Raw genomic sequence first — 24,402 nt, forward strand, 5'->3', positions numbered from 1 at the left:
GTCCCGGACCGCGACGACGATGTCGCGCGGACCGGGACCGCTGCTGGTGCGGTCGCGCGGGGCGACCAGAGGGACGACTAGTACTCGATGCCGTACTCGTCGCACTTGGCCGCGACCTCGCCCTGGCAGAGCTCGGCCGGGTCGGCGTCGCCGGCCTCGACGACGTCGATGACCTCCTCGGGACCCACGAGCTGCGGCGTGACCGCGAAGTACGGCGTGCCGTACGGGTCTTCCAGGCCGGGATCCTCCGGCGTCTCCCCGTTCAGCAGCTGGACCGCCAGCTCGACCGCGGCGTCGGCCTCAAGCTTGACCGGCTTGTAGACCGTGGCGGTCTGCTTGCCGAGCAGCACGTTCTGCAGGCCCGCGATCGACGCGTCCTGGCCGGAGACCGGAACCACGAGGTTGTTCTTGTCGAGGATCGTGATGACGCCCGCGGCGTTCGTGTCGTTGGCGGCCCACACCGCGTCGACCTTCCCGCCGAGCGAGGTCAGCGCCTGCTCGAAGTTCGTCGCGGACTTGTCGCCGTCCCACACGCCCGGCGGCTCGGCGGCCGGGGTGATGCCTTCGGCCTCCATGACCTCGACGGCCCCGTCGTGGAACATCTTGGCGTTGTTGTCGGACGGGTCGCCGCCCATGTACACGACGACGGCCTCGGCCGGGTTCTTGCCCGCGGCGGCGAGGCCATCGAGGATCGACTGGCCCTCGAGCCGTCCGACCTCGACGTTGTCGAACGACACGTAGTAGTCGGCGCCTTCGATCGAGCGGTCGTATGCGATGACCGGGATGCCCTCGGCCTTGGCCTGCTCGGCGACCGCAGCGCCGGCGCCGTTGTAGTCGACGAGCAGCATCACGCCGCAGCCCTTGCTGAGCTGCTGGTCGGCGATCGTCGCGTACTTGCTGGTGTCGCCCTGCGCGTTCTGGATGTCGGTCTCGAAGCCGGCCTCCGTGAGGCCCTCCTCGAGGTACTTGCGGTCGAAGTTCTCCCATCGCGGCGACGATGCGGCATCAGGCAGGATGACGCATGCGCGGGCCGCAGCCTCGCCGCCACCACCCTCATCGCCACCGCCGCCGTCGCCTCCCGCACAGGCCGCCAGCAGGAGTGCCGAAGCACCGGCGATCGCGGCGGCGGAGATCACGGATGTCGTTCTCATGTCTCTCCCCTACAAGGTGAGGTCGACCCCTCCGGGTGTCACCGTCTTCGTCGGCGGTGGCACTGCCATGATCCTCCCGCGGGTGTGGCGCCCCAATACGAGTTGGTAACGCTTCCGTAACTCCCGTGATCACTGGCGGAGAGCGCTCCCACGTTCGGGGGGCACCCGAAGGGGATGGCGCGCGCGCCCGGAGGGCGGCACAATGGACGAGTGACTCGGCAAACGCTTTCCCGAATCGAGCGAGCCGTCGACGGCCGCAGCCCGGCGAGGTCGGTGCTGCGACTGCTCGCCATGCACCGCGGCCGGGTCGCGGCATCCGTCGCCTTCTTCGCCCTCAAGGACACCCCGCTCTGGCTCATGCCCGTCGTGACCGCCGAGATCATCGATGTCGTGGTCGCCGGAGGACCGGTCGGCTCGCTCGCCCTCTGGGCCGCGATCGCGGTCGTCGCGCTGCTGCAGAACTACCCCAACCACGTCGCCTACACGCGCCTGTTCATGGGCGCCGTGCGCGACATCGGGCGCGACCTGCGCAACGCGCTCGCGTCACGGCTCCAGACGCTCTCGATCGGCTTCCACACGCGGGCCAACTCCGCGATCGTGCAGACCAAGGTCGTCCGCGACGTCGAGAACGTCGAGGTCATGCTGCAGCAGACCGCCCACCCGCTGCTCTCCGCGACCATGGTGCTCATCGGCGCCATCGTGATGACCGCGATCAACGTGCCGCAGTTCCTGCCGGTCTACGCGCTCGCGATCCCGCTCGCGGTCGCGCTGCGCGCCATCCTGAACCGCCGCAGCCGCCAGCGCAACGAGTCCTTCCGGCGCGAGGTCGAGCAGTTCTCTGCGCGCGTCGGCGAGATGGCGACCCTGCTGCCCATCACCCGCGCGCACGGGCTCGAGCACGTCGCGGTCGGCCGGGTCGCGCGCGGCGCCGACGGCGTGCGGCAGGCCGGCTTCCAGCTCGACCTGCTGAACGGGCGCTTCGCGTCGCTGTCGTGGGTGAGCCTGCAGCTGCTCGGCGTCGGCTGCCTCGTGCTCGCCGCCTGGATCTCCGTCAGCGGCTGGCTGCCCATCACGGCCGGCCAGGTCGTGCTGCTGAGCTCCTACTTCGCGCTCCTCACGCAGGCCGCGACCGGGCTGCTCATGCTGCTGCCGATCATCGCTCGCGGCACCGAGTCGATCCGCTCGATCGCCGAGGTGCTCGAGGAGCCCGACCTCGAGTTCAACGCCGGCAAGCGACCGGTCGACGCGGTCGTCGGCGGCATCCGGCTCGAGGGCGCCGAGGTGCGCTACGAGTTCGGCGAGCCCCCCGCGCTCGACGACGTCGACCTCGACATCCGTCCCGGCGAGACCGTCGCGTTCGTCGGCCCCTCGGGTTCCGGCAAGTCGACGCTGCTCAACCTCGTGCTCGGTTTCCTGCGGCCCACCCGCGGGCGGGTCCTGCTCGACGGCGTCGACATGGAAGAGCTCGACCTGCGCACGTTCCGCCGGTTCGTCTCGGTCGTACCCCAGGAGTCGGTGCTGTTCGAGGGCACCATCCGCGAGAACATCGTCTACGGACTCGGCGAGGTCGGCGACGAGCGCGTGCTCCGGGCACTCCGCGACGCCAACGCCCTCGAGATCGTCGAGGCGCAGCCGCAGGGATGGGACACCGTCGTCGGCGAGCGCGGCGCGCGCCTCTCGGGCGGGCAGCGGCAGCGGCTCTCGATCGCCCGCGCGCTCGTGCGCGACCCGCGCGTGCTGCTGCTCGACGAGGCGACGAGCGCGCTCGACCCCGAATCCGAGGCGAAGGTCAAGGACGCACTGGCCAGGCTCATGCGCGGACGCACGACCCTCGTCGTCGCGCACCGGCTCAGCACCATCCGCTCGGCCGACCGCATCGTCGTGCTCCAAGGCGGACGCGTCGTCGAGACCGGGTCGCACGACGAACTCGTCGCCGCGGGCGGTCGGTACGCCGAACTGCATCGCGTGCAATCGGCGTGACCTCGGTAGCCTGACGGGACGGGCTCGGCGCGAGCCCGGTGAGCCCGGGGGTGCCGAATGGACTGGACCGACCGCATACTCGTCGACGGTTACGTCTTCGGGTATCCGCTCGTCTACAACCTCTCCTCGATCCAGGCGATCGCCGAGCACGGCATGGGCGAGGCGCTGCCGGCACCCGGATGGAACCGCTTCGCGTTCGCACCACGGCTCGCGACGCCCGACGACGCGTTCGTGAGCGTCAACAACGACACGATCTACGCGATCGCATTCCTCGACCTGTCGGGCGGGCCCGTCCGCCTGCACGTGCCCGACACGGACGGCGCGTACTACGTGCTGCAGTTCGTCGACGCGTGGACCAACAACTTCGCGTACGTCGGGCGTCGCGCGACGGGCACGGCCGAGGCGGAGTTCCTCGTCGTCCCGCCCGGATGGGCGGGCTCGGCGCCCGAGGGCGCGCGCGTGATCGAGTCGCCCACCGACGTCGCGGCGATCGTCGGGCGCCTCGCGGTCGACGGCCACGACGACCTGCCGCGCGTGCAGCGGATCGAGGAGGGACTCGGGCTCGAGCCGCTTCCCGGCAACGGGCCGCTCCGCGGAATCCCGCGCGGACACATCGCCGAGCTCCCCGAGCACCTGCGGCCGTGGGAGCTCATGCGCGTCTGGAGCCAGGCCTTCCCGCCCGCCGCGGGCGACCGCGAGTACCTGCGTCGCTTCGCGGCGTACGGCCTCACCGACCGGGCCAACCCCTATGGCATGGTCTCCCGCGAGCTCGACGCCCACCTCGCGCACGCCACCGCCGAAGGTCGCAACCGCATCGAGGAGCTCTCGCGCCCCGATCCGGCGACGGCCGTGAACGGGTGGAACCTGCTCGTGCATGCGTTCGACTACAACCTCGACCACTTCGGCATCGGCACGATCGACTCGCCCGAGTGGCGCATCGCCGACCGCGAGCGGGCGTACGAGACGCGGGCGCGATCGGCCCGCAACGGACTCTGGGGCAACCACGGCTACGAGGCCGTCTACGGCGAGGTCTTCGTCGACGCCGACGGGCGTCAGCTCAACGGCGCGCACGCCTACGAGCTGCGTCTCGACGAGGAGCCGCCCGCCGACGCCTTCTGGTCGATCACGATGTACTCGATGCCCGACTTCCTGCTCGTGGCGAACCCCATCGACCGCTACTCGATCGGCGACCGCACGCCGGGTCTCGTACGCGGTACCGACGGGTCGCTGGTGATCCGGATGCAGCGCGAGCGCCCGTCCGACGAGGCCGCGGCGGCGAACTGGCTGCCGACGCCCGACGGCGACTTCCGGCCGATGGTGCGCATCTACCAGCCGCGCGCCGAGGTGCTCGACGGCACGTACCGGCTGCCCGCGATCACGCGGCTCGACTGAGCCGCGCGGCGTGGGTCAGCGCGCGGGGGCCGCGGCGCGGGCGGGGGCGAGGTGCGGGGCGACGACCGTGTCGAAGGATGCCGCGGTCCGGGCGACCACGTCGGCGAACGGCGCGGCCCAGATGTCGGCGTTGAAGAGCTCGACCTCGATGTCGCGGTCGTAGCCGGTCGCCTCCACGGCCCGCGTGAACGACGCGAAGTCGATCACCCCGTCGCCGGGGTAGTGGCGGGCGAGCAGCACGTCGGCGGGCAGCGGCGCCTTCCAGTCGCACACCTGGTAGTTCGCGATCCGACCCTCGCGGCCGGCGCGCGCGATCTGGTCGAGCGACTCCGGGTCCCACCAGATGTGGAACGTGTCGACCTCGACGCCCACCACCTCGGGAGCGAACGGCTCGGCGAGGTCGAGCGCCTGCTTCAGCGTCGACACCACGGCCCGGTCGGAGACGTACATCGGGTGCAGCGGCTCGATGGAGAGCTGCACGCCGGCCGCCTCGGCGTCGGGCGCGAGCTCGGCGAGCGCGTCGGCGACGCGCGCGCGAGCGCCGATGAGGTCGGTCGAGCCGTCGGGGATGCCCCCCGCGACGAGCACCAGCACGGCGGTCGAGCCGTCGGCGCCCGCAGCCGCGAGCGTCGCGGCTTCCTCGATCGCGCGGCGGTTGTCGTCGATCGACGCGCGCCGTGCGGGTCCCTCGGGCATCGTGAAGAAGCCGCCACGGCAGAGACTCGTGAAGCGCAGCCCCGAGTCGGCCAGGCGAGCGGATGCCTCGGCGAGGCCGACCTCGGCCACGGGCTCGCGCCACAGGCCGATCGCGCCGTAGCCGCCGCCGGCCGTGACGTCGAGGGCCTCCTGGAGCGACGCGTGCTTGATCGTCGCCTGGTTCAGGGACAGACGCGGGTGCGCGCTCATGCGGGGACCCCCACCTCGGGCCGGGCAGGCGCGGCCGCGGCCGTGGGCGCCGCGGACGCGGCATCCGTCGCCTCGGTGCCCGTCGGGCGGGCGGCCGTCACGTCGACGCCGTTGATGGTGAGCAGTTCGTGCCAGCGGGCGGCGGCGAGCTCGGGCCGCTCGAGCGCGCCCGAGGCGTTCGCGAGCTCGACGATGCGAGACAGGTGCGGCAGGCTGCGGGCGGCGTGCAGCCCGCCGACCATCTGGAACGCGGGCTGGTGGCCGTTCAGCCACGACACGAACGCCACGCCGGTCTTGTAGTAATACGTCGGCGCGGCGAAGACCTGCCGCGAGAGCTCCTCGGTCGGGCCGAGGATGGCTCGGTAGGCGTCGGCGTCGTCGGCGTCGAGCGCCTGGATCGCGGCCGACGCGTTCGGTGCCAGCGCCGCGAACGCGCCGAGCAGCGCGTCGGAGTGCCCCTCGGCATCGCCCTCGATCAGGCCGACGTAGTGGAAGTCGTCGCCCGTGAACATCCGAGCCGAATCGGGCAGGCGGCGGCGCACCGCGACCTCGGCCGCGTCGTCGAGCAGGCTCATCTTGACGCCCTGCACCTTGTCGCGGCTCGCCTCGATGACCTGCAGCATCGTACTGGCAGCGGCATCCGTGTCGGTCGACCCGAAATAGCCCTCCAGCGCGGGGTCGAACGCCGTGCCGAGCCAGTGCAGCACGACAGGGGCGCTCGCAGCAGAGAGGACCTCGCGATACACGCGACGGTAGTCGTCGGCGTTCTGCGCGGCGCGCGCGAGGTGCCGGCTCGCCATGAGCACCGCTCCGGCCCCGGCGTCCTCGGCGTGGTGCAGCTGCTGCTTGTAGGCGTCGATCACCCGCTCGAGGGAGATGGACTCGTCGCCGACATGGTCCGTATTCACGCCGACGACGAGGTTTCCGCCCGCCGACGCCGCCTCGGCGGCGCTGCGGGAGATGAGTTCGCGCGTCGCGGCCGCATCGAGGCCCATGTTGCGCTGCGCGGTGTCCATGGCGTCGGCGACGCCGAGGCCCCACGACCACACGTGGTGGCGGAAGGCGAGGGTCGCGTCCCAGTCGATCTCGGCCGGCTGATCCGGCGTGTTGTCGGCATGCGCCTTCGGCACCACGTGCGCGGCGGCGTAGGCGACGCGCGACTGGAGCGGGCGACGCGGCTTCGAGAAGGATGGCGCGGGAGCCAGCGCGACCGCGCGAGTCGCGCCATCCGCATCGAGGAGGGTGAGGGCGGTCATGTCAACGCGCTCCCGTGAGCTCGGAGGCGTCGCCGGGGACCTGGACCGTCTCGACGGGACCGTCGAGCGCCACGACCGGGATGTCGATGCGACGGCCCTCGGCGTTCGAGCGCAGGCCCTCCTCGGCGAGGAGCACGCCGCGCGCGCCGGCGAGGAAGTCGTAGTGGTTCGGGGCGTCCTCGACGACGTGGCGGATGAACTCCTCCCACTGCTCCTTGAAGCCGTTCTGGAAGTCGCGGTTGCCGGGGCTCTCGATCCAGTCGGTCGCGTAGTCGTGCTCGTCGGCGAGGTCGGGGTTCCAGACCGGCTTCGGCGTCGCGTTGCGCGGTTGGATCTTGCAGCCGAACAGGCCGACCACGGCCGAGCCGTGCGTGCCGTCGACCTGGAACTCGACGAGCTCGTCGCGGTTGACGCGCGTCGTCCAGCTCGAGTTCAGCTGGGCGGTGATGCCGCCCTCGAGCTCGAAGATCGCGTAGGCCGCGTCATCCGCCGTCGCCTGGTAGCGCTCGCCGCGCTCGTCGACGCGCTCGGGGATCTCGGTGACCGCCTTGGCGTAGACCGACTCCACGCGGCCGAAGAGGTTCTCGAGCACGTAGTTCCAGTGCGGGAACATGTCGACGATGATGCCGCCGCCGTCTTCCGCGCGGTAGTTCCAGCTCGGGCGCTGGGCGGGCTGCCAGTCGCCCTCGAACACCCAGTAGCCGAACTCGCCGCGCACGCTCAGGATGCGGCCGAAGAAGCCGCTGTCGATGAGGCGCTTGAGCTTCTGCAGGCCGGGGAGGTAGAGCTTGTCGTGCACGACGCCGTTCTTGACGCCGGCCTCCTGCGCGAGCCGCGCGAGCTCGAGCGCCTCCTCGAAGGACTCGGCGGTCGGCTTCTCGGTGTAGATGGCTTTGCCGGCCGCGATCGCCTTCTTGAGGGCGGCGGCGCGGGCCTTCGTGACGAGGAAGTCGGAGTAGATCTGCCAGCGGTCGTCGGCGAGCGCGGCGTCGAGGTCGGTGGTCCAGTGCTCGAGGTCGTGCTTGGCGGCGAGCTCGGCGAGCTTGGCCTCGCTGCGGCCGACGAGGAGCGGCTCGACCTGGACGCGCGTGCCGTCGCTCAGCTCGACGCCGCCCTGCTCGCGGATCGCGAGGATCGAGCGCACGAGGTGCTGGCGGTATCCCATGCGGCCGGACACGCCGTTCATGATGATGCCGATGGTCTTCGGGGTCGTCGTGTCTGCCACGGTGGTGTTCCTCTTCGGGCCGGGAGCGGGGCGTCGGACTCGGCCGCCGCACCGCTGCGGGAAAGCGTTTACCCGAGTGTACGGGACGCTTCGCCGGTTGCGCAACACTTCGTTTCGCGTCAGGCGTTGGGTGGCCCCGATCCCTCCAGGGCCGCGAATTCCGGGTTCATGCGGGTGCACCCGCGGAACGGCGGGATTCGGGCGGCAAGGTGGGGACCGGATGGCGCGGGGCAGCGCGGCGCCGACGCCGCGGCGTCAGCTACGGCGCGGGTCAGCCACGGGGCGGCGTCGAGTCGCGCACGACCACCTCGGTGTGCACCGGCGCCTCATCCTCGGCGGTCGCCTCGCCGAGTGCGAGGCGGAGGGCGCGCCGGCCGACCTCCTCGAGCGGGATGCGCACGGTGGTGAGTGCGGGCGTGACGTCGCGCACGGTGGGCACGTCGTCGAAGCCGGCGACCGCGACATCCGCGCCCGGGATCAGGCCCGCGTCGCGCAGCGCCGACATCGCGCCCACGGCCATGACGTCGTTCGCGGCGAAGACGAGTTCGATGCCGTCGAGTCCGGCGTCGATGAGTTGCGTCATGCCGTCGTAGCCGCCGTCGCGCGTGAACTCCGGGCGCACGACGCGCTCGAGCGTGCCGCCGGTGGCCTCGAGTCCGGCGCGGAACCCCGCGAGCCGCTCGTCGGCGGTGCGGATGCCCTCGGCGCCGGTGATGGCGGCGAAGCGGCGGTAGCCGAGGCCGGTGAGTTCGCGCGCGAGCGCCTCGGCGCCGGCGCGGTTGTCGAGTTGGACGGCGCGGAACGGCAGGTCGGTGCTGCTCACGAAGGCGACCTGCCCGCCGTTCGACTCGAACGCTCGGAGCTCGGCCTCGAGCGCCTCGTTGTTCGGGTCGCCCTCGCGGCGGGACGCCGCCAGGATCATGATGCGCGGACGCTGGCCACGGAGCGTGCGCACGAGTTCGAGCTCGCGCTCGGTGTCGCGCTCGGTGGCGGCCATCGTGACGATGAGCCGTTCGCGGTCGGCCTCGCGCACCACGCCTGCGGCGATCTGCGAGAAGTAGGGGTCGGCGATGTCGGCGACGAGCAGCGCCACCGTGGTGGTGGTGCCGCGTGCCACGGCCTGCGCCGAGAGGTTGGGGGAGTAGTTGAGCTTCGCTGCGGCCGCGAGCACGCGCTGCCGGTACTCCTCGTTGACCTTGCGGGTGCTGCCGTTGAGCGAGCGGGACGCGGTCGCGAGCGAGACGCCGGCCTCGCGGGCGACGTCGTGCAGCGTCGCCGGGGCGCTCCGCGTGGTGGGGGCTGCGTCGCCGCTCATGCGTCCTCCGGTGGTCAGTGGCGCCTGCGTGGGGCGCTCCGATGCTACTCCCCGGGTCGACGCTCGCCCGGGAGGTTTGGCCGCCCGCCGCCGGCGGTGGTACAAATAGTACCGCAGCGAGATAGCGCTTTCCCAGCGCTCGGACGCGGATGACGCCTCCGAGCGCAGCTTGACGGGAAATCGCTTTCTCAACCGTACGACGAGTGGAGCAGGCGATGGTGCAGCGCGAACGGTACGGCCTCATCGGTACGGGCAGTCGCGCAGGAATGTACGTCGGCGCGCTCACCGGCACCGTACTCGGCGCCGAGCACGTTCCGGCCGCCGCCGAGCTCATCGCGTGGAGCGATGTGAACCCCGGGCGGCTCGACGTGTACGAGCGCGAGGTCGTGGCGGCCGGACATCCGGCACCGGCCCGATACGCGACCGACGACCTCGAGCGCATGATCGCCGACGAGCGCGTCGACCGCGTCATCATCACGACGCCCGACTTCACGCACGCCGACTACATCGTGCGCTCGCTTCGCGCGGGCGCCGATGTCGTCGTCGAGAAGCCCCTCACGATCGACGCCGAGAGCGTGCGACGCATCGGCGCCGCCATCGCCGAGACCGGCCGCGAGGTCATCACGACCTTCAACTACCGCTACAGTCCGCGCAACTCGACGCTCCGCCGCGTGATCGCCGACGGACGGATCGGGCAGGTGACGAGCGTGCACTTCGAGTGGGCGCTCGACACGGTGCACGGCGCCGACTACTTCCGCCGATGGCACCGCGAGAAGGCCAACTCGGGCGGACTGTTCATCCACAAGGCGTCGCACCACTTCGACCTCGTCAACTGGTGGATCGCCGCGGCCCCGGTGCGCGTCTTCGCGAGCGGCGGCCTGCGATTCTACGGCGCCGAGAACGCCGCGGCGCGCGGGCTGGGCGATCGGCCGGCGCGCGGCACGGGCACGACCGGCGACCCGTTCGCGCTCGACCTCGCGGGCGACGCGCGCCTGAAGGAGCTCTACCTCGACCAGGAGCACCACGACGGCTACCTCCGCGACCGCGACGTGTTCGACCCGGGCATCACCATCGAGGACAACCTCGCCGCGCTCGTCGACTACGACAGCGGCGCCACGCTCAGCTACTCGCTCAACGCGCACGCACCGTGGGAGGGCTATCGCGTGACCGTCAACGGCACCGAGGGTCGCGCCGAGCTCGAAGTCGTCGAGCGCGGCGCCGTCCTCATCGGCGACGACGGACGCGTGGTCGTCGACCCCAGCATGCATCCCGATCATTCGGCGGTCGACGAGGTGCGTCCCGACAGCGAGCGGCTCGTGCTGCAGCGGCACTGGGAGGCCGCGGAGGTCGTCGAGATCCCCGAGGGCATCGGCAGTCACGGCGGCGGCGACGCGTACCTGCTGCGCCATGTCTTCGACCGGGTGACGGATGATGCGCCCCTCGGCCGCGTCGCCGGCTACGCCGACGGCGTGCGCGCGGTGTCGGTGGGCATCGCGGGCAACCGCTCGCTCGAGACCGGCGAGCCCGTGCGCATCGCCGACCTCGATCTCGGCGTCTGAACGCGCGCCCGAGGGCGCCGGCGCGCCACGGAGGGCCTTTCGGCCCCACGGCCGCGGCACCCTGCTGGCAGCATCGCCAGCATGACCGATCCCACGAACCCTCCCGCCGGCTGGTACGACGACGGCCGCGGCGCGCTGCGCTACTGGGACGGGACGCAGTGGACGGAGCACACCGCCCCGCTCGCGCCCGCCGCCGACCAAGGCGCGACTGCCGCGTATCCCGCGACCCCTGAAGACCTCACCGCGACCGCGCCGTACGGCTCCGTCGCGTCCGCGGACCAGTCCGCGACCCAGCAGTACGCCGCGCAGCCGTACGGCTCGGGCGCGTACGACACCACCGCATACGGCAGCACCTCGTACGGCACGACGTCGTACGGCACCGCGACCGTGCCGGGGGGCCCGCAGCCGCCCGGGCCCGGCTCCGAGCCATCCGGCCCGAACGTGCTCGGCATCGTCGCCCTCGTCATCGCCGGCGTCGGCTTCATCTTCGCCTGCATCCCGTTCGTGCAGGTCGTCGGATGGATCCTGCTCCCGATCGCGTTCGTGCTGTCGATCGTGGCGCTGTTCCTGAAGGGCCGGAAGTGGCCGGCGATCGTCGCGTTGATCGTCTCGATCGTGGGTGCGATCGTCGGCGCGATCGTGGCGGCCGTCGTCGCGTTCGGCATCTTCGGGCAGCTCGTCGACTCGGGCGTCATCCAGGAGGAGATCCGCGAGGGCATCGAGGAGGGGTTGGGAACGCCGGTGCCGACCGAGCCCGCCCCGACCGACGAGGCCGGCTCCGGTTCGCTCGAGGGCCTCGCGTTCGGCGACACGATGGAGTGGAGCGACGGCGTCACGATGACCGTGTCGGAGCCTGAGCCGTTCACGCCGTCGAACCTCGCGGGCGGCTCCGACCAGGCCGAGGACATCGTCTTCACGCTGACCCTCACCAACGGGTCCGACGAGAGCGTGCAGCCGGTCGTGCTCTCGTCGCTCTCGTCCGACGGCACCGAGGCGACGCGCATCATCGACGTCGGCGCCGAGGGCGGGCAGGTCGGCATCCCGCCCACCACCGCCGTCCAGCCCGGCGAGTCGGTCACGTGGCGCGAGGCGTGGTCGGTCGCCGACCTCGAATCGCTGACCATGGAGACCGCGCCGTCGTTCGTGTACGAGTCGGTCGTCTTCACCAACGTGCAGTGACGTCGGGTGACGGATGCCGCGGCATCCGTCATGCGCTCGCGGCGCCCCGAGGGGGTGGGCGGATGGCTCAGCCGTCGCCGTCGATCGCGGGCGCGCCCCTCGGGTAGGCGAGCAGCATCGCACCCGACGCGATCCAGACCACGCCGATCGCGACGATGAGCGCCTCGGCGCCGACACCGGCGGCGATCCCCGCGGCCGCGGCACCCGCGGCGGCGGCGGCCGCGCGGAGGCCGGCGCCGACGGTGAAGACCTGCGAGCGGAGGGTCGGCGGGCTCTGCTGCTTCCGGATGAGCAGCATCGCCGCAGAGCTCGACGCGGTGAACAGCCCCGACGCGCCGATCACCGCGATCGCCCAGGCCATCCCCAGGTCGATCGCGGCGAGCACGGTGAAGACGCCGGTCGCGGCGAACCCGGCGCCCATCACGAGCTCGGGCGCGCGGCGCGAGGGACGTCGCGACCCCCACAGCGCGCCGAGGAGCCCGCCGATGGCGAAGGCCGTCACGATGATCGGACCGTCGCCCGGACCGCCGGTGCGCGTCACCGAGAGGGCGACGGCGGCGATGGCCAGGCCACCGTTGCCGAACTGGCTGAGCGTGCCGCTCGCCGTGATGACGGCGAGCGGGCGGTGGGTGGTGATGTGCCGGAAGCCGGCGGCGATCGTGACGAGCATCGGGCGGCGTTCGTGGGCGTGCGCGAGCGGCCGGAGGCGCATCGGCACCGTGCCGAGGGCGCCGAGCAGCGCGAACGCCGCCATGAGCAGTGTCGCCGCGCGGGCGGAGCCGAGGGCGGTGGCCGCCGCGACCACCGCCGGCCCGATGACCGCACCGAGGTTGTAGGCGAGCGCGTCGATCGCGTACGCGCGCCGTTCGTCGGGGATGCCCTCGGTCACGAAGCTCGATAGCCCGCCGAAGAAGAAGGGCGTCGTCGCCCCGGCGAGCACGAGCGCGAGCGCGACCACCCAGGCCGGTACCGGGCCGAGGAAGGCAGCGATCGCGAACGCCGCCGCCGTCGCGAGGCCGGCACCGGCGACGAGGGCGCCCGGCCGCCGGCTGCGGTCGAGCATCGCGCCCGCGATCGGCGCCGCGACGATGCTCGGGCCGAGTGCCGCCGCTGCGAGCAGGCCGCCGACGGCGACGTCGCCGAGTTGCTCGACCGCGAGCACCGGCAGCGCGACCGTGATCCCGCCGACGGCGAGCCGCGGCGGCGTGGCGGCGACGATGTAGGTCGCGACGCCCACTCAGGCGACCGGCGGCGCGACGACCGGCAGCTCGAGCACGCCGTTCACCCGACGGGGGATGCCGAGCGGGTTAGCCTCGCGCAGCTCGGGCGGGAGCGCGGCATCCGGTGCGTCCTGGAAGGCGATCGGCCGGAGGAACCGGCGCATCGCGGTCACGCCCACCGAGGTGTGGATCGACGTCGTCGACGGCCATGGCCCGCCGTGCTGCTGCGCCCAGCTCACGGCGACCCCCGTCGGCCAGCCGGCGAAGAGCACGCGGCCGGCGATCTCGCTGAGCACCTCGACGATGGGGGCGAGGTCTTCGCCTGGCTGGGCGTGCACGGTCGCGGTGAGGCTGCCGCCGACGGCGCGGATGGCCGCGAGGGCGTCCGCGACATCCGCGTACTCGACGACGAGGGTCGACGGCCCGAAGCACTCGTGGAACAGCGCGCCCGGATCGGCGAGCACCGCCGCGGTGGTCGTGCGCAGCACCACGGGCGCACCCGTGCCGGGCTGCTGCACCGGGTCGCCGGCGACGACCTCGACGTCGTCGCGACCGGCGAGGCCCCCGAGGCCGTCGGCGAACGCGGCGGCGATGCCGTCGGTGAGCATGGGTGCGGCGGAGGTCGCGGCGACCGCGGCACCGACGCGCTCGGCGAATCCCGACCCGGCCGGCACGAGCACGACGCCGGGGTTGGTGCAGAACTGTCCGGCGCCGAGCGTGAACGACCCGGCGAGCCCCGCCGCGAGCTCGTCGGCGCGCGCGTCGAGCGCAGCCGCCGTGACGAGCACCGGGTTCACGGCGCTGAGCTCGCCGTAGAACGGGATCGGGTCGGGGCGCTGCTGCGCGAGATCGAACAGGTATCGTCCGCCATGGAGCGAGCCCGTGAATCCGACCGCGCGGATCTCGGGGTGCTGCACGAGCTCCACGCCGGTCTCGCGACCCTCGACGTGGCCGAAGACGCCCTCGGGCGCACCCGCGGCGAGCAGTGCCTCGCCGACGACCTCGGCGGTGCGCCGCGAGAGGCGCGCGTGCGCGGAGTGGCCCTTGACGATGACGGGGCACCCGGCTGCGAGGGCCGAGGCCGTGTCGCCGCCGGCGACCGAGAACGCGAACGGGAAGTTCGACGCGCCGAAGACCGCGACGGGCCCGAGCGGTCGCAGCATGCGCCGCAGGTCGGGGCGAGGCGGCGTGGTCGTGGGGTCGGGGCGGTCGATCGTCGCCTCGAGGTAGGAGCCCTCGAGGATCGCGTCGGCGAACAGGCGCAGCTGCGCGCTGGTGCGGGCGACCTCGCCGTTCAGCCGCGTGGGCCCGAGGCGGGTCTCCTCGTCGGCGATGGCGACGAGTTCGTCGCGTGCGGCGTCGAGCGCGTCGGCTGCGGCGCGCAGCCAGGCGGCACGCTCGGCGGCGGTCGAGGCGACGGTCACCGAGAATGCGCGGCGCGCGGCGACGGCGGCCTCGTCGAGCCCGGCGGCGGTCGGGGTGGCGGCGATGTCGGTCATGATTCCTCCGTGGGTCGAGCGGATGCCGCGGCATCGGTGTGCTCGCTCATGAATCGTATGCCGAGCCCCGGACGACCGGTGGTGGTCGCCGTGGCGCCCGCGACGGCGACGGGCGCCGGCTCGGCGAGCGCGCCGAGGGATTCGAAGGAGGCGTCCTCGACCGATTCGACGAGGTGCTCGCCGGGCAGGGCGAGCGCGAGCTGCGCCGAGAGTTCGAGCAGCAGGTGCGGGGCGAGTTCGATGCCCCGATCGGCGGCGAGGGAGGCGATCCGAAGGAACGGCGTGATGCCGCCGACCCGCACGACGTTCGGCTGCACGATGTCGACCGCGCCCGCGTCGATGAACTCGGCGAACCGGTAGCGGGTGTACAGGTTCTCACCGAGGGCGACGGGCACGTCGATGCGGCGACGGAGCTCGACATGGCTCGCGAGGTCGTCGGCGCGCAGCGGTTCCTCGATCCAGGCGAGGTCGAACGCGGCGAGTTCCCCGATCGCACGCTCGGCCTGCTCGAGGCTCCATCGCTGGTTCGCGTCGATCATGAGCCGCCGTTCGAGGCCGATCACCTCGCGCACGGCGGCGATTCGCTCGAGGTCGCGCGCGAGATCGGGGCTGCCGACCTTGACCTTGACCGCGTCGAACCCGGCGGCGACCCAGCGTTCGGCCTGCGCGACCAGCTCGTCGAGCGGGTAGTGCAGGTTCACGCCGCTGCCGTAGGCCGTCGCGGTCCGGTGCCTCCGCCCGATGAGGTCGGCGACGCCGACGCCCGCACGGCGACCGGCGAGGTCCCAGAGCGCCAGGTCGAGCCCGGCCATCGCGATGGTCGTGATGCCGCCCCCGCCGCCCTCGTGCAGGTGCGTCCACAGCGGTTCCCACAGCGCGGATGGCTCGGCCTCGCGCCCGACCGCGTACGCGGGGATGTCGTGGTCGAGGTGGGCCCGCACGGCCGCGGCGCCGATCGACGGCGTCCAGGAGAAGCCCCAGCCGACGGCGCCGTCGGAGTCCCCGACCTCGACCTCGACGACCGAGATCTCGCGCACGTCGGCGCCCCACGGCCGCCGGAGCGGGATCCTGATCGGCCGGGTGGCGAGGCGCGCGATCGTCGCGGTCACCGGGCGGATGCCTCCGCCGGAGCGGCGGAGCTCGTCGCGGGCGCGGCCGGCTCCGCGGCATCCGCCTCACCCGGACCGAACCGCTCGGCGAGTGCGAGGCCGGTGTCCAGGATCGCGCGCAGCCGCGCCTCCTGCTCGGGTGTCGGGTCGACGAGCGGCGGGCGCACCGAGCCGACCGGCAGCCCCCGCAGCCGCAGGCCGGCCTTGATGAGCGACACCCCGAAGCCGGGCGTCTCGTCGCGCAGGCGCACCAGGGGCGCGTAGAAGTCGCGCAGCAGCGCCATCCGCGTCGGTTCGTCGCCGTCGACGTACGCGCGGTAGTGCAGCCCGGCGAGCTCGGGGGTCATCGCGAACGCGGCCGACGAGTACAGCGGGATGCCGATGCCGCGGTACGCGCCCTGGCTGAGCTCGGCGGTGAGCAGGCCGTTGAAGAACGCCCAGTCGTCGCGGCCCGCCGCCTCGGCGGCGAGCACGATCTCCTGGGCGAGGCCGATGTCGCCGGTGCCGTCCTTGAAGCCCACGATCTTCGGGTTCGCGGCGAGCCGCGTGACCGCGTCAGCCGTGTAGCGAGCCGTTCCGCGGTGGTAGACGATGACGGGCAGCTCGGATGCCGCGGCGACCGCCTCGGTCCAGGCGACGAGCCCGTCGGTGGTGCCGCCGACGAGGTACGGCGGCAGGAGCAGCAGCCCGTCGGCGCCGGCGTCGGCCGCACCGCGCGCCAGTTCGATCGCGTGACCGAGCGGACCGCCGGCGCCCGCGATCACCGGGACGCGGCCGGCGACGACGTCGACGCTCTCGCGCACGACCTCGATGGCCTCGCGCGCCGCGAGCGCGTGGAACTCGCCCGTGCCGCACGCGGGGAACACGCCGCCCGGGCCGAACGGCAGGCGCGTCGCGAGGTGCTCGCGGAGCACGTCGAGGTCAACGCGGCCGGCGGCGTCGAACGGGGTGACGGGGAAGAAGAGCACCCCGTCGAAGTCGAGGCGTGCGGTCGGGGTGATCATGCGGTCCTCGTTCCGGTGGTGTGCCGCCCGACCGAATGGTTTCCGGTGTCGGGAGCATGCGCGTCGGGCGGGGCGGTCGCGCGACGAACCTCGGTGGCGGGGATGTCGGGAGTCGCGGCCGCGAGCTCGGTGCGCCAGTCGCGCCGCGGCATCCAGCCGAGGCGGTCGGCCGCCTTGCGGATCGAGAACACCGGCGCGCTGCCCTCCAGCGAATCGGCGGCGGGACCGAGGCCCGGCGCGAACTCGCGCCACAGCTCGGCGACCGGGCGGGTAGCGAGCGCGTCGGCCGCGCCGACGAAGAAGCCCTCGCCGTCGACCGCGTCGGCCGGGGCGGCGAGCCACGCGTCGACGAAGGCGGCGACGTCGCGCGCGTCGACGTAGTTGAACAGGCTGACGGCCCCGAGCCGCGGATCGGCGAGGCGCTCGGCGACGGTGTGGCCCTGCTGGGTCGGCGCGCCGGCCCACTCCTCGGGGGAGATGACGTAGCAGGGCCGGAAGAACCCGAACGCGCCGGGGGCCGTGCGCGCGAACATCCGCACCGTCTCCTCCATGACGACCTTCGACAGCGCGTACGCGTTCGCGGGCTCGAGCGGGTGGGTCTCGTCGATGGGCACCGCGGCCGCGCGCCAGGCGGGCGACGAGTAGCCGATCGGCGTCGGGCTCGACGCCGCGAGCACGCGGGCGATCCCGGCCGACGCCGCGGCGGAGAGCACGTCGTGCGCGAGGGCCGTGTTCGTGAGCAGGATGTCGCGTTCGGGTGCGCTGAACGGCACCGCGATGCCGGCGAGGTGCACGAGCGCGTCGGGGCGGAGCTCGGCGAGCACCGCACCGGCCGCACCGGGCTCGGCGAGGTCGACGGTGCGCTCGTCGACGCCCGCGAGCCCCGCGCCGGCGCGGTCGAGACCGGTGACGTCGTGGCCGGCGGCGGCCAGTCCGATCGCGAGCGAGCGCCCGAGGCGGCCCGACGATCCGGTGACGACGACGTGCATCGATGCTCCTGTCCGGCGAGTCGAGAAAGCGATTTCTCACAGCGAGAGTAGATGAAAGGCGGTGCTGGGGGCAACCCGGACGCTACACTGAGGAACCGATTTCCCGCCGTGCAGGCAGCAGGTCGCGACATCCGGGGAGAGACGCATGGGCGAGCGCAGCAGGGGCGTGACGATCTCCGACGTCGCCGCGCACGCGGGCGTGTCGCCTGCCTCCGTGTCGCGCGTGCTGAACGGCAGGCGGAGCGTCGATCCCGACATCGTGCGCCGGGTGCAGGCGTCGATCACCGCGCTCGGATATGCGCCGAGCCTCGTGGCGCGCAGCCTCGTGCACGGACGCAACACGACTGTCGCGATGGTGGTGCCCGATCTCGAGAATCCGCTGTTCCAGGGCATCCTCAAGGGGCTGAGCCGCGCAGCGGCCGACGACGGCTACCGGGTGCTCGTCGCCGACACGGCCGAACGCGTCGACGATGAGGAGACCACCGCGATCGAGGCGCGCCAGCGCTGCGACGCCCTCGTGCTGTGCGCGCCGCGCCTCCCCGACCCGCGCCTGCGCCGGCTCGTCGAGCGCGTCGCGCCCGTGGTCGTCGTGAACCGACCCATGGCCGACCTCGACGTGCCGATCGTGGGCGTCGACTACGTGCGTGGCATCCGCGACCTGGTCGAGCACCTCGTCGGGCTCGGCCACCGCCACCTCGCGTTCGTCACGGGCCCGGCGACGAGCGCGTCGAACGCCGAGCGGCTGCGCGGCGTCGACGAGGCGCTCGCGCTGCACCCCGGGGTGCGCATCGACCCCATTCCCGGCGGGTCGCATCCCGAGGACGGGGAGGCCGTCGCCGACGCCGTGCGCGACGCGCACCGCGCCGGCGTCACCGCGGTCATCGCGTTCAACGACCTCGTCGCCCTCGGCCTGCTCGCCCGGCTGCGCGAACTCGGCGTCGACGTGCCGGGCGACCTGTCGGTCGCGGGCTTCGACGACGTGCCGATGGCGCGGTATGCGTCGCCGCGCCTCACGAGCATGTCGGTGCCGCGCAGCGAGATCGGCGCGCAGGTGTGGGCTCGGCTGCGCACCCTCATCGCCGGCGGGCCGGTCGAGCACACCGTGCTGTACCGGCCGCGACTCGAGGCCCGAGACAGCACCGCGGCGCCGGCCGCGGTCGGGGCGTCGGCGTGAGTGCGGACATTTCCACGCCGGCGCGTCATCCGCGCTCAGGGCGTTGAGGACGGCTCGGCGACGCGTTCGCGCAACCCGCGCAGCATGCCGCGCGACATGATGAAGTCGGCAGGCACGACGAACAGGTGGGCACCGAGGGTCAGCCACCACGGCGCGGTGCGCGCGCGCCAGCGGAAGACGAGACGCGTGGCACGGCCGCCGTCGACCGGGATGAGGCGGAAGCTCCACGTCCAGTGCAGGCGCGCCAGGTCGCGTTGCCTCCACGACAGCGGCAGGTGCGTCGTCGACTCGAGCAGCAGGTGGCCGGCGCGCTCGACCTCGCGCACCGTGAAGCCGCACATCGTTTCCGGCGCGCCGTCGGGGATGACGTCGCCGACCTCGAGGTCCTGGAACTCGGCGTGGATGCGGTTGGCGCTCGGCCAGTTGTCGGGGAACAGCAGCACGTCGACCCATCGCGGGGTGTACCACCCGCCGCGGTGCCAGCCGACCTGGACCAGCCAGGGCCAGATCCGGTCGGGCGGGGCGGGAAGGGTCGCCGCGTGCGTCGCGACGATCTGCGGGCGGTCGACGACCTCGTCACCCGGGAGCCGCTCGCGGCGCTCGGCGGCCGTGGAGCCGGAGGTGCGGCCGAGCCGGTGCAGCGCCGCGGCTCCCGCGGTCAGCGGGATCAGGACGGCCAACGCGACCGTGCGGGCGGAGGGCATGGGCCGAGTCTGCCGATCCCCCGGCGACCCGGAACGGGTCCATGGTCCCGCCGCACGACCTCCGGTACTCCGGTACCTGATGTCGCGGCGAACATCGTCGGTCCGGCCGGTTGTGCGAGCGGGTGCGCACGGCCCGGAGCAGGAGCAGGATGGACCCATGCCGACCGACTCCCACGTGATCGCGCTCAGCGAGGACGAGCTCCGAGAGGTCGCCGGCTATGCGGCGCGGTGGGCGAGCACCGTGCTGCCCATCTTCGAGGCCGAGATGCCCGACGACGCCCGCCCCCGCGAGGCGATCGACGCGGCGGTCGCCTTCGCCGCGGGGGCGGACCGCACGAACGCCCTGCGCTCGAGGGCCTGGGCGGCGTTCCGCGCGGTCCAGTCGGCGGCGACGCCGGCCGCCGCCGAGGCCGCGCACGCGGCGAGCGGCGCGGCCGCCGCGGCCTTCCTGCATCCGCTCGCCCAGGCCGATCAGGTCAAGCACATCTTGGGACCTGCGGCCCGCGCCGCGCGGGCCGCCGAACTCGATGCCGGCGACGATGCCCGAGTGGGCGACGCCGTCGCCGAGGCGGCGATCCGCGAGGCGCCGGCGACGGTCGTCGCCGTCCTGCGCCGATATCCGGTCGCACCGCGGAGCGACGGGCGCGTGGGGGAACTGATGCGGCTCCTCGATTCCACCCTGCGCGAGACGTCGTGAGCGTGTAGGCTGCTGGGATAGCGCTTTCCGAAGCGGACACCCGGTCGGGAGCGGCGCCGGATCGACGAGGACCCGAAGGAGCCCGGATGCACGACCTCCGCATCGACGAGCGCGATGATCGCCTCCTGATCCGGGCGGGCGACGCGGTCCTCGCCGAGTACGTCTTCCGGCCAGTCCACCCCGCGTTCGAGTCGCCGCGGCCCTACTTCAGCCCCGTCCGCACACTGGGCGGCGCGACCGTCACGCTCTACCGCCCGCACGACCACGTCTGGCACAAGGGCATCGCCTGGTCGCTCCCGGTCGTGGGCGACGAGAACTTCTGGGGCGGGCCCACGTTCGTGCGCGGCGAGGGGTACGTGCAGCTGCCGAACAACGGCGAGCAGCGTCACGTCGGCTTCGACGAGGAGCGAGCCAATTCCGCGGCGGCGTCCGCCGCGGCCCGCACCGTGGAGCGGCTCGAATGGGTGACGCAGACCGGCGAGACGCTCTTCGACGAGGAGCGCACGGTCGCGGCATCCGCGCTCGCCGGCGACGCCTGGCTGCTGGGCTTCGCCACCCGCATGACGAATCGCACCGAGCGCGCCGTCCCGGTCGGGTCGCCCACGACCCGCGGTCGCGAGAACGCCGGCTACGGCGGGCTCTTCTGGCGCGGGCCCCGGTCGTTCACCGGCGGACAGGTGCTTGCGCCGGGCGTCGAGGGCGGCGACGAGCTTCGCGGCACCCGCGCTCCCTGGATGGGCTTCACCGGCCGCCATGACGAGGTCGATGCGGCCTCGACCGTCGTCATGGTCGACGATCCCGGCAACCTGCAGCATCCGCCGCAGTGGTTCGCACGCAGCGAGGAGTTCGCGTGCCTGTGCCCCGCGCCGTTCTTCAGCGAGGAGCACGTCATCGGGCCCGGCGCGACGATGGCCCTGCGCTACGGCATCGTGATCGCCGACGGCGCCGCCGATTCCGAGCGCGCGGCCGCACTGGCCGCCGCCGCGACGGCGGGGCTGCCGGCACTGCTGGGGCGGTCGTGACCCGGCCCGCGTTCCCCGGTGCGACCTCGGTCAGCGCGGTCGAGGTCTACGACACGGTCGCGCCCGACGGCATCGCGGGCGGCACGCCGCACCTGCACACAGTGTCGACGGAGGCCTACCTCGTGGTCGGCGGTCGCGGTCGCCTGCACACGATCGACGGCGGCGGCACGTTCGCCGAGCGCCCCCTCGCGCCCGGCGACCTCGTCTGGTTCGCGCCCGGAGTGATCCACCGCGCGGTCGACGACGGCGCGCTCGAGGTTCGCGTGATCATGCAGAACGCGGGCCTCCCCGAGGCGGGCGACGCCGTCATGACGTTCCCCGGCCACGTGCTCGCCGACCCCGAGCGCTACGCGGATGCCGCGGCGCTGCCCGGGCCCGAGGCATCCGACGCCGACCGACTCGCCGCCGCGCGCGCCCGTCGCGATCTCGCCGTCGAGGGCTACCTCGCGTTGTTCCGCGACGACCGCACCGTCGATCCCGACCGCCTCGCCCGACTGCACGCCCGTGCGGTGGCACTCGTCGCTCCGCGCGCGGCGGAGTGGCGGAAGCGCTGGGAGGCGGGCGCGCTCGCCGTCGTCCGCGAGACCGGCGACCGCCTCGACGCGCTCGCGAACGGCGACGATGCCGGCCTGGCCACGGCGCGCGTGGCCGACGCATCCGCCGCCCCCGCCTTCGGCATGTGCGGCCGGCTGCACCGCTACGACACGACCATCGAACCCATCGACGCACCCGTCGACCCCACCGGAGGAGACCGATGACCGCCCCGACCACCCCGCTCCGCGCTGCGATCATCGGAACCGGCGCGATCGCGAACGCGCACGCCCAGGCCATCGGGGCCACGACCGACGCCGAGCTCGTCGCCGTCGTCGACCGCGACCTCGACCACGCGCGCGCCTTCGCCGAGCGGTGGGGCGGACCGGCTGTCGCCGACTCCCTCGATGCGCTGCTCGCCGACGGGGGCGTCGACGTGCTGCATGTCTGCACTCCGCCCGGCGTGCACGCCGAGCAGGCGATCGCCGCGCTCGAGGCGGGCGTGCACGTGGTCTGCGAGAAGCCCGCCGCGCTCTCACTCGACGAGCTCGACGCGATGACCGAGGCGGCGCGCCGCAACGACCGACGCCTGGCCGTCGTGTTCCAGCAGCGCACCGGAACCGCCGCCGCGCACGTGAAGGGCCTGCTCGACTCCGGCGGGCTCGGCCGCCCGCTCGTCGCGACCTGCCAGACGCTCTGGTACCGCGCGCCCGAGTACTTCGCGGTCCCGTGGCGCGGCAAGTGGGCCACCGAGGGCGGCGGGCCGACGCTCGGCCTCGGCATCCACCAAATCGACCTCATGGCGTGGCTGCTCGGCGAATGGTCGAGCGTGAACGGGCAGCTGTGGCGGCTCGCGCGCGAGACCCAGATGGAGGACGTCTCGACGGCGACCGTCGCGTTCGAGAGCGGTGCCGTGGCGTCCGTCATCACGAGCGCGCTCTCGCCGCGCGAGACGAGCTCCATCCGGATCGACACCGAGCTCGCCACCGTGACCGTCGACCACCTGTACGGGCACGGGCACGAGCACTGGCGCATCACCCCGGCGCCCGGCGTCGACGAGGCGGCGGCGGAGGCGTGGGCGGCGCTGCCGCAAGTCGAGGAACCGAGCGGGCACGATCCGCTCGTGCGCGACATCTACCGCTCGCTCGTCGCAGGCGAGCCGCTGCCGTCGACCGCGACCGACCCGGCTCGCTCGTTCGAGATCGTGACGGCGATCTACTCCTCGGCCACGGCCGGCCGCACGGTCACGCGGGAGGCGCTGCGCGACGACGCCGATCGCCTGCGAAGCCTCGAGAGCCCGATCACCGACCTGCGGCGATGAGCGACCGCGCCGCGGCATCCGTCGACCCGCTCGACCCCGTCGGCCCATGCGCGACCGATGACCACGCCCTCTTCCACGATCCCGTGCACGACGGCGCCGCCGATCCCGCGGTGATCCGCCATCACGCGACGGGGGAGTGGTGGATGTTCTACACCCAGCGGCGCTCGACGGCCGACGAGCCCGGCGTCGCGTGGGTGCACGGCAGTCGCATCGGCATCGCCCGTTCCGTGGACGGCGAGCACTGGCGGTACGCCGGCACGCTCGACGGCCTTCGGATCGGCGGCGGGCCGGAGTCGGAGTGGGCCGAGACCCACTGGGCGCCCGAGGTGATCCACGACGGGAGCCGGTACCGCATGTACCTCACGGTGATCGACGGCATCCCCGATCGGTGGGAGGGCCACGCGCGCCGGATCGTCGAGTACGTGAGCGACGACCTGGCGCACTGGCGCGTCGTCGGCGAGATCCCGCTGTCGAGCGATCGCGTGATCGACGCGTGCGTCGCCCGCTGCCCCGATGGGCTCTGGCGGCTCTGGTACAAGGACGAGGCGGACGACTCGACGACGTGGGTGGCCGCGAGCTCCGACCTCGCGCCCGGATCGTGGCGGGTGGAGGGCCGAGCGATCGGCGGCCGGCCGCACGAGGGGCCGAACGTGTTCGAGCTGAGCGGCTGGTGGTGGATGGTCGTCGACGAGTGGCGCGGCATGGCCGTGTATCGCTCGCCCGACGCCGTCCGCTGGACCCGGCAGGGCGGCGACGACGACGTCATGCTCGGCGAACCGGGGCGCCGCGGCGACGAGACGTTCGGACGGCATGGCGACGTCGTGGTCGACGGCGATCGCGCCGTCCTGTTCTACTTCACGCACCCGCAATGGAACGGCTCCGAGCTGGGGTCGACGGATGCCGCGCCAGCGCGCCGGAGCGCCGTGTTCGCCGCACCGCTCACGGTGGTCGACGGCGTGCTGCGCTGCGATCGCGACGCGCCGGTCGCCCCGCTCGGCGCGCGAGGCGACATGCGGCCCGCCGCCCGCCGGGCTCCCTCACGATCCAGCCTCGGTTGAAACGATTTTCTGGATCGCATTGACCGAGGCCTGGGAAGCGGCTACAGTTTGGGGAAGCGCTTTCCCAGCAGCGCATCCGCACCAGGCAGACAGAGACGTTTCCGGGAGGAC

21 protein-coding genes are annotated in these 24,402 nt (G+C 73.1%); 10 read left to right on the top strand and 11 right to left on the bottom strand.

Annotated features, from left to right (window positions below):
* Positions 1–77: 77 nt before the first annotated feature.
* Complete coding sequence (locus ACZ4TW_RS09015) at positions 78–1,151, bottom strand: sugar ABC transporter substrate-binding protein (RefSeq protein WP_465542191.1); 1,074 nt, start codon at positions 1,149–1,151, stop codon at positions 78–80.
* A gap of 210 nt (positions 1,152–1,361) precedes the next feature.
* Here ACZ4TW_RS09015 and ACZ4TW_RS09020 point away from each other — a divergent pair, with 210 nt between their 5' ends.
* Together ACZ4TW_RS09020 and ACZ4TW_RS09025 are read left to right on the top strand one after the other, a co-directional pair.
* On the top strand, positions 1,362–3,131 hold the full coding sequence (locus ACZ4TW_RS09020) for an ABC transporter ATP-binding protein (RefSeq protein ID WP_465542193.1): 1,770 nt from the start codon (positions 1,362–1,364) through the stop codon (positions 3,129–3,131).
* Between the two features lie 57 nt (positions 3,132–3,188).
* Positions 3,189–4,523, top strand: a complete 1,335-nt coding sequence (locus tag ACZ4TW_RS09025; RefSeq protein ID WP_465542195.1) for a DUF1254 domain-containing protein — start codon at positions 3,189–3,191, stop codon at positions 4,521–4,523.
* A 15-nt stretch (positions 4,524–4,538) separates the two neighbouring features.
* Here ACZ4TW_RS09025 and ACZ4TW_RS09030 read toward each other — a convergent pair whose 3' ends face one another.
* From ACZ4TW_RS09030 to ACZ4TW_RS09045, 4 genes are all read right to left on the bottom strand, one after another.
* A complete protein-coding gene (locus tag ACZ4TW_RS09030) occupies positions 4,539–5,429 on the bottom strand; it encodes a sugar phosphate isomerase/epimerase family protein (protein ID WP_465542197.1) in 891 nt (296 codons plus the stop codon).
* Entirely contained in the window at positions 5,426–6,685 is a 1,260-nt protein-coding gene (locus ACZ4TW_RS09035) for a DUF993 family protein (protein ID WP_465542199.1), read from the bottom strand. The genes ACZ4TW_RS09030 and ACZ4TW_RS09035 overlap by 4 nt, the downstream gene beginning before the upstream one ends.
* A gap of 1 nt (position 6,686) precedes the next feature.
* Positions 6,687–7,871, bottom strand: coding sequence for a Gfo/Idh/MocA family protein (locus ACZ4TW_RS09040; RefSeq protein ID WP_465542324.1), 1,185 nt, complete (start codon positions 7,869–7,871; stop codon positions 6,687–6,689).
* Between the two features lie 310 nt (positions 7,872–8,181).
* The gene (locus ACZ4TW_RS09045; protein WP_465542200.1) at positions 8,182–9,225 is read right to left on the bottom strand and encodes a LacI family DNA-binding transcriptional regulator; all 1,044 of its coding nucleotides are present in this window, start codon (positions 9,223–9,225) and stop codon (positions 8,182–8,184) included.
* 215 nt (positions 9,226–9,440) lie between these two features.
* On the opposite strand from ACZ4TW_RS09045, the gene ACZ4TW_RS09050 reads away from it, so the two are divergent.
* Together ACZ4TW_RS09050 and ACZ4TW_RS09055 are read left to right on the top strand one after the other, a co-directional pair.
* On the top strand, positions 9,441–10,784 hold the full coding sequence (locus tag ACZ4TW_RS09050) for a Gfo/Idh/MocA family protein (RefSeq protein WP_465542202.1): 1,344 nt from the start codon (positions 9,441–9,443) through the stop codon (positions 10,782–10,784).
* 81 nt (positions 10,785–10,865) lie between these two features.
* A complete protein-coding gene (locus ACZ4TW_RS09055; protein ID WP_465542204.1) occupies positions 10,866–11,963 on the top strand; it encodes a DUF2510 domain-containing protein in 1,098 nt (365 codons plus the stop codon).
* 67 nt (positions 11,964–12,030) lie between these two features.
* Here ACZ4TW_RS09055 and ACZ4TW_RS09060 read toward each other — a convergent pair whose 3' ends face one another.
* The 5 genes from ACZ4TW_RS09060 to ACZ4TW_RS09080 are packed head-to-tail and all read right to left on the bottom strand — an operon-like array spanning position 12,031 to position 17,784.
* Positions 12,031–13,200 carry an MFS transporter gene (locus ACZ4TW_RS09060; RefSeq protein ID WP_465542206.1) on the bottom strand — a complete coding sequence of 390 codons (1,170 nt, stop codon included), beginning with the start codon at positions 13,198–13,200 and terminating at the stop codon, positions 12,031–12,033.
* Complete coding sequence (locus ACZ4TW_RS09065) at positions 13,201–14,682, bottom strand: aldehyde dehydrogenase (NADP(+)) (protein ID WP_465542208.1); 1,482 nt, start codon at positions 14,680–14,682, stop codon at positions 13,201–13,203. It abuts the gene before it with no gap.
* Positions 14,679–15,791 carry a mandelate racemase/muconate lactonizing enzyme family protein gene (locus ACZ4TW_RS09070; RefSeq protein WP_465542210.1) on the bottom strand — a complete coding sequence of 371 codons (1,113 nt, stop codon included), beginning with the start codon at positions 15,789–15,791 and terminating at the stop codon, positions 14,679–14,681. Before ACZ4TW_RS09070 ends, ACZ4TW_RS09065 begins: the two co-directional genes overlap by 4 nt.
* On the bottom strand, positions 15,788–16,795 hold the full coding sequence (locus tag ACZ4TW_RS09075; RefSeq protein WP_465542212.1) for a 5-dehydro-4-deoxyglucarate dehydratase: 1,008 nt from the start codon (positions 16,793–16,795) through the stop codon (positions 15,788–15,790). The genes ACZ4TW_RS09070 and ACZ4TW_RS09075 overlap by 4 nt, the downstream gene beginning before the upstream one ends.
* Positions 16,792–17,784, bottom strand: a complete 993-nt coding sequence (locus tag ACZ4TW_RS09080) for an NAD-dependent epimerase/dehydratase family protein (RefSeq protein ID WP_465542214.1) — start codon at positions 17,782–17,784, stop codon at positions 16,792–16,794. Before ACZ4TW_RS09080 ends, ACZ4TW_RS09075 begins: the two co-directional genes overlap by 4 nt.
* Positions 17,785–17,929: 145 nt before the next feature.
* On the opposite strand from ACZ4TW_RS09080, the gene ACZ4TW_RS09085 reads away from it, so the two are divergent.
* Complete coding sequence (locus tag ACZ4TW_RS09085; protein WP_465542216.1) at positions 17,930–18,958, top strand: LacI family DNA-binding transcriptional regulator; 1,029 nt, start codon at positions 17,930–17,932, stop codon at positions 18,956–18,958.
* A 35-nt stretch (positions 18,959–18,993) separates the two neighbouring features.
* On the opposite strand, the gene ACZ4TW_RS09090 is transcribed toward ACZ4TW_RS09085, so the two are convergent.
* Entirely contained in the window at positions 18,994–19,662 is a 669-nt protein-coding gene (locus ACZ4TW_RS09090) for a hypothetical protein (RefSeq protein ID WP_465542217.1), read from the bottom strand.
* Positions 19,663–19,819: 157 nt separating this feature from the next.
* Between ACZ4TW_RS09090 and ACZ4TW_RS09095 the strand changes: the two genes are divergently transcribed.
* From ACZ4TW_RS09095 to ACZ4TW_RS09115, 5 genes are all read left to right on the top strand, one after another.
* A complete protein-coding gene (locus ACZ4TW_RS09095) occupies positions 19,820–20,359 on the top strand; it encodes a putative immunity protein (RefSeq protein ID WP_465542219.1) in 540 nt (179 codons plus the stop codon).
* An 86-nt stretch (positions 20,360–20,445) separates the two neighbouring features.
* Positions 20,446–21,381 carry a DUF6807 domain-containing protein gene (locus ACZ4TW_RS09100; protein ID WP_465542220.1) on the top strand — a complete coding sequence of 312 codons (936 nt, stop codon included), beginning with the start codon at positions 20,446–20,448 and terminating at the stop codon, positions 21,379–21,381.
* Positions 21,378–22,139, top strand: coding sequence for a cupin domain-containing protein (locus ACZ4TW_RS09105; RefSeq protein ID WP_465542222.1), 762 nt, complete (start codon positions 21,378–21,380; stop codon positions 22,137–22,139). Before ACZ4TW_RS09100 ends, ACZ4TW_RS09105 begins: the two co-directional genes overlap by 4 nt.
* A complete protein-coding gene (locus ACZ4TW_RS09110; RefSeq protein WP_465542224.1) occupies positions 22,136–23,233 on the top strand; it encodes a Gfo/Idh/MocA family protein in 1,098 nt (365 codons plus the stop codon). Before ACZ4TW_RS09105 ends, ACZ4TW_RS09110 begins: the two co-directional genes overlap by 4 nt.
* Entirely contained in the window at positions 23,230–24,291 is a 1,062-nt protein-coding gene (locus tag ACZ4TW_RS09115) for a family 43 glycosylhydrolase (protein WP_465542226.1), read from the top strand. Before ACZ4TW_RS09110 ends, ACZ4TW_RS09115 begins: the two co-directional genes overlap by 4 nt.
* The last annotated feature ends 111 nt before the right edge of the window (positions 24,292–24,402 follow it).

Source organism: Agromyces sp. NPDC029043, assembly GCF_055564615.1.

What these genes read in the sequence shown, in the direction of transcription:
- ACZ4TW_RS09015 (WP_465542191.1), bottom strand. Translation starts at nt 1,151, where the DNA reads ATGAGAACGACATCCGTGATCTCCGCCGCCGCGATCGCCGGTGCTTCG.
- ACZ4TW_RS09025 (WP_465542195.1), top strand. Translation starts at nt 3,189, where the DNA reads ATGGACTGGACCGACCGCATACTCGTCGACGGTTACGTCTTCGGGTAT.
- ACZ4TW_RS09030 (WP_465542197.1), bottom strand. Translation starts at nt 5,429, where the DNA reads ATGAGCGCGCACCCGCGTCTGTCCCTGAACCAGGCGACGATCAAGCAC.
- ACZ4TW_RS09035 (WP_465542199.1), bottom strand. Translation starts at nt 6,685, where the DNA reads ATGACCGCCCTCACCCTCCTCGATGCGGATGGCGCGACTCGCGCGGTC.
- ACZ4TW_RS09040 (WP_465542324.1), bottom strand. Translation starts at nt 7,871, where the DNA reads ATGAACGGCGTGTCCGGCCGCATGGGATACCGCCAGCACCTCGTGCGC.
- ACZ4TW_RS09045 (WP_465542200.1), bottom strand. Translation starts at nt 9,225, where the DNA reads ATGAGCGGCGACGCAGCCCCCACCACGCGGAGCGCCCCGGCGACGCTG.
- ACZ4TW_RS09050 (WP_465542202.1), top strand. Translation starts at nt 9,441, where the DNA reads ATGGTGCAGCGCGAACGGTACGGCCTCATCGGTACGGGCAGTCGCGCA.
- ACZ4TW_RS09055 (WP_465542204.1), top strand. Translation starts at nt 10,866, where the DNA reads ATGACCGATCCCACGAACCCTCCCGCCGGCTGGTACGACGACGGCCGC.
- ACZ4TW_RS09065 (WP_465542208.1), bottom strand. Translation starts at nt 14,682, where the DNA reads ATGACCGACATCGCCGCCACCCCGACCGCCGCCGGGCTCGACGAGGCC.
- ACZ4TW_RS09075 (WP_465542212.1), bottom strand. Translation starts at nt 16,795, where the DNA reads ATGATCACCCCGACCGCACGCCTCGACTTCGACGGGGTGCTCTTCTTC.
- ACZ4TW_RS09080 (WP_465542214.1), bottom strand. Translation starts at nt 17,784, where the DNA reads ATGCACGTCGTCGTCACCGGATCGTCGGGCCGCCTCGGGCGCTCGCTC.
- ACZ4TW_RS09085 (WP_465542216.1), top strand. Translation starts at nt 17,930, where the DNA reads ATGGGCGAGCGCAGCAGGGGCGTGACGATCTCCGACGTCGCCGCGCAC.
- ACZ4TW_RS09090 (WP_465542217.1), bottom strand. Translation starts at nt 19,662, where the DNA reads ATGCCCTCCGCCCGCACGGTCGCGTTGGCCGTCCTGATCCCGCTGACC.
- ACZ4TW_RS09095 (WP_465542219.1), top strand. Translation starts at nt 19,820, where the DNA reads ATGCCGACCGACTCCCACGTGATCGCGCTCAGCGAGGACGAGCTCCGA.
- ACZ4TW_RS09100 (WP_465542220.1), top strand. Translation starts at nt 20,446, where the DNA reads ATGCACGACCTCCGCATCGACGAGCGCGATGATCGCCTCCTGATCCGG.
- ACZ4TW_RS09110 (WP_465542224.1), top strand. Translation starts at nt 22,136, where the DNA reads ATGACCGCCCCGACCACCCCGCTCCGCGCTGCGATCATCGGAACCGGC.
- ACZ4TW_RS09115 (WP_465542226.1), top strand. Translation starts at nt 23,230, where the DNA reads ATGAGCGACCGCGCCGCGGCATCCGTCGACCCGCTCGACCCCGTCGGC.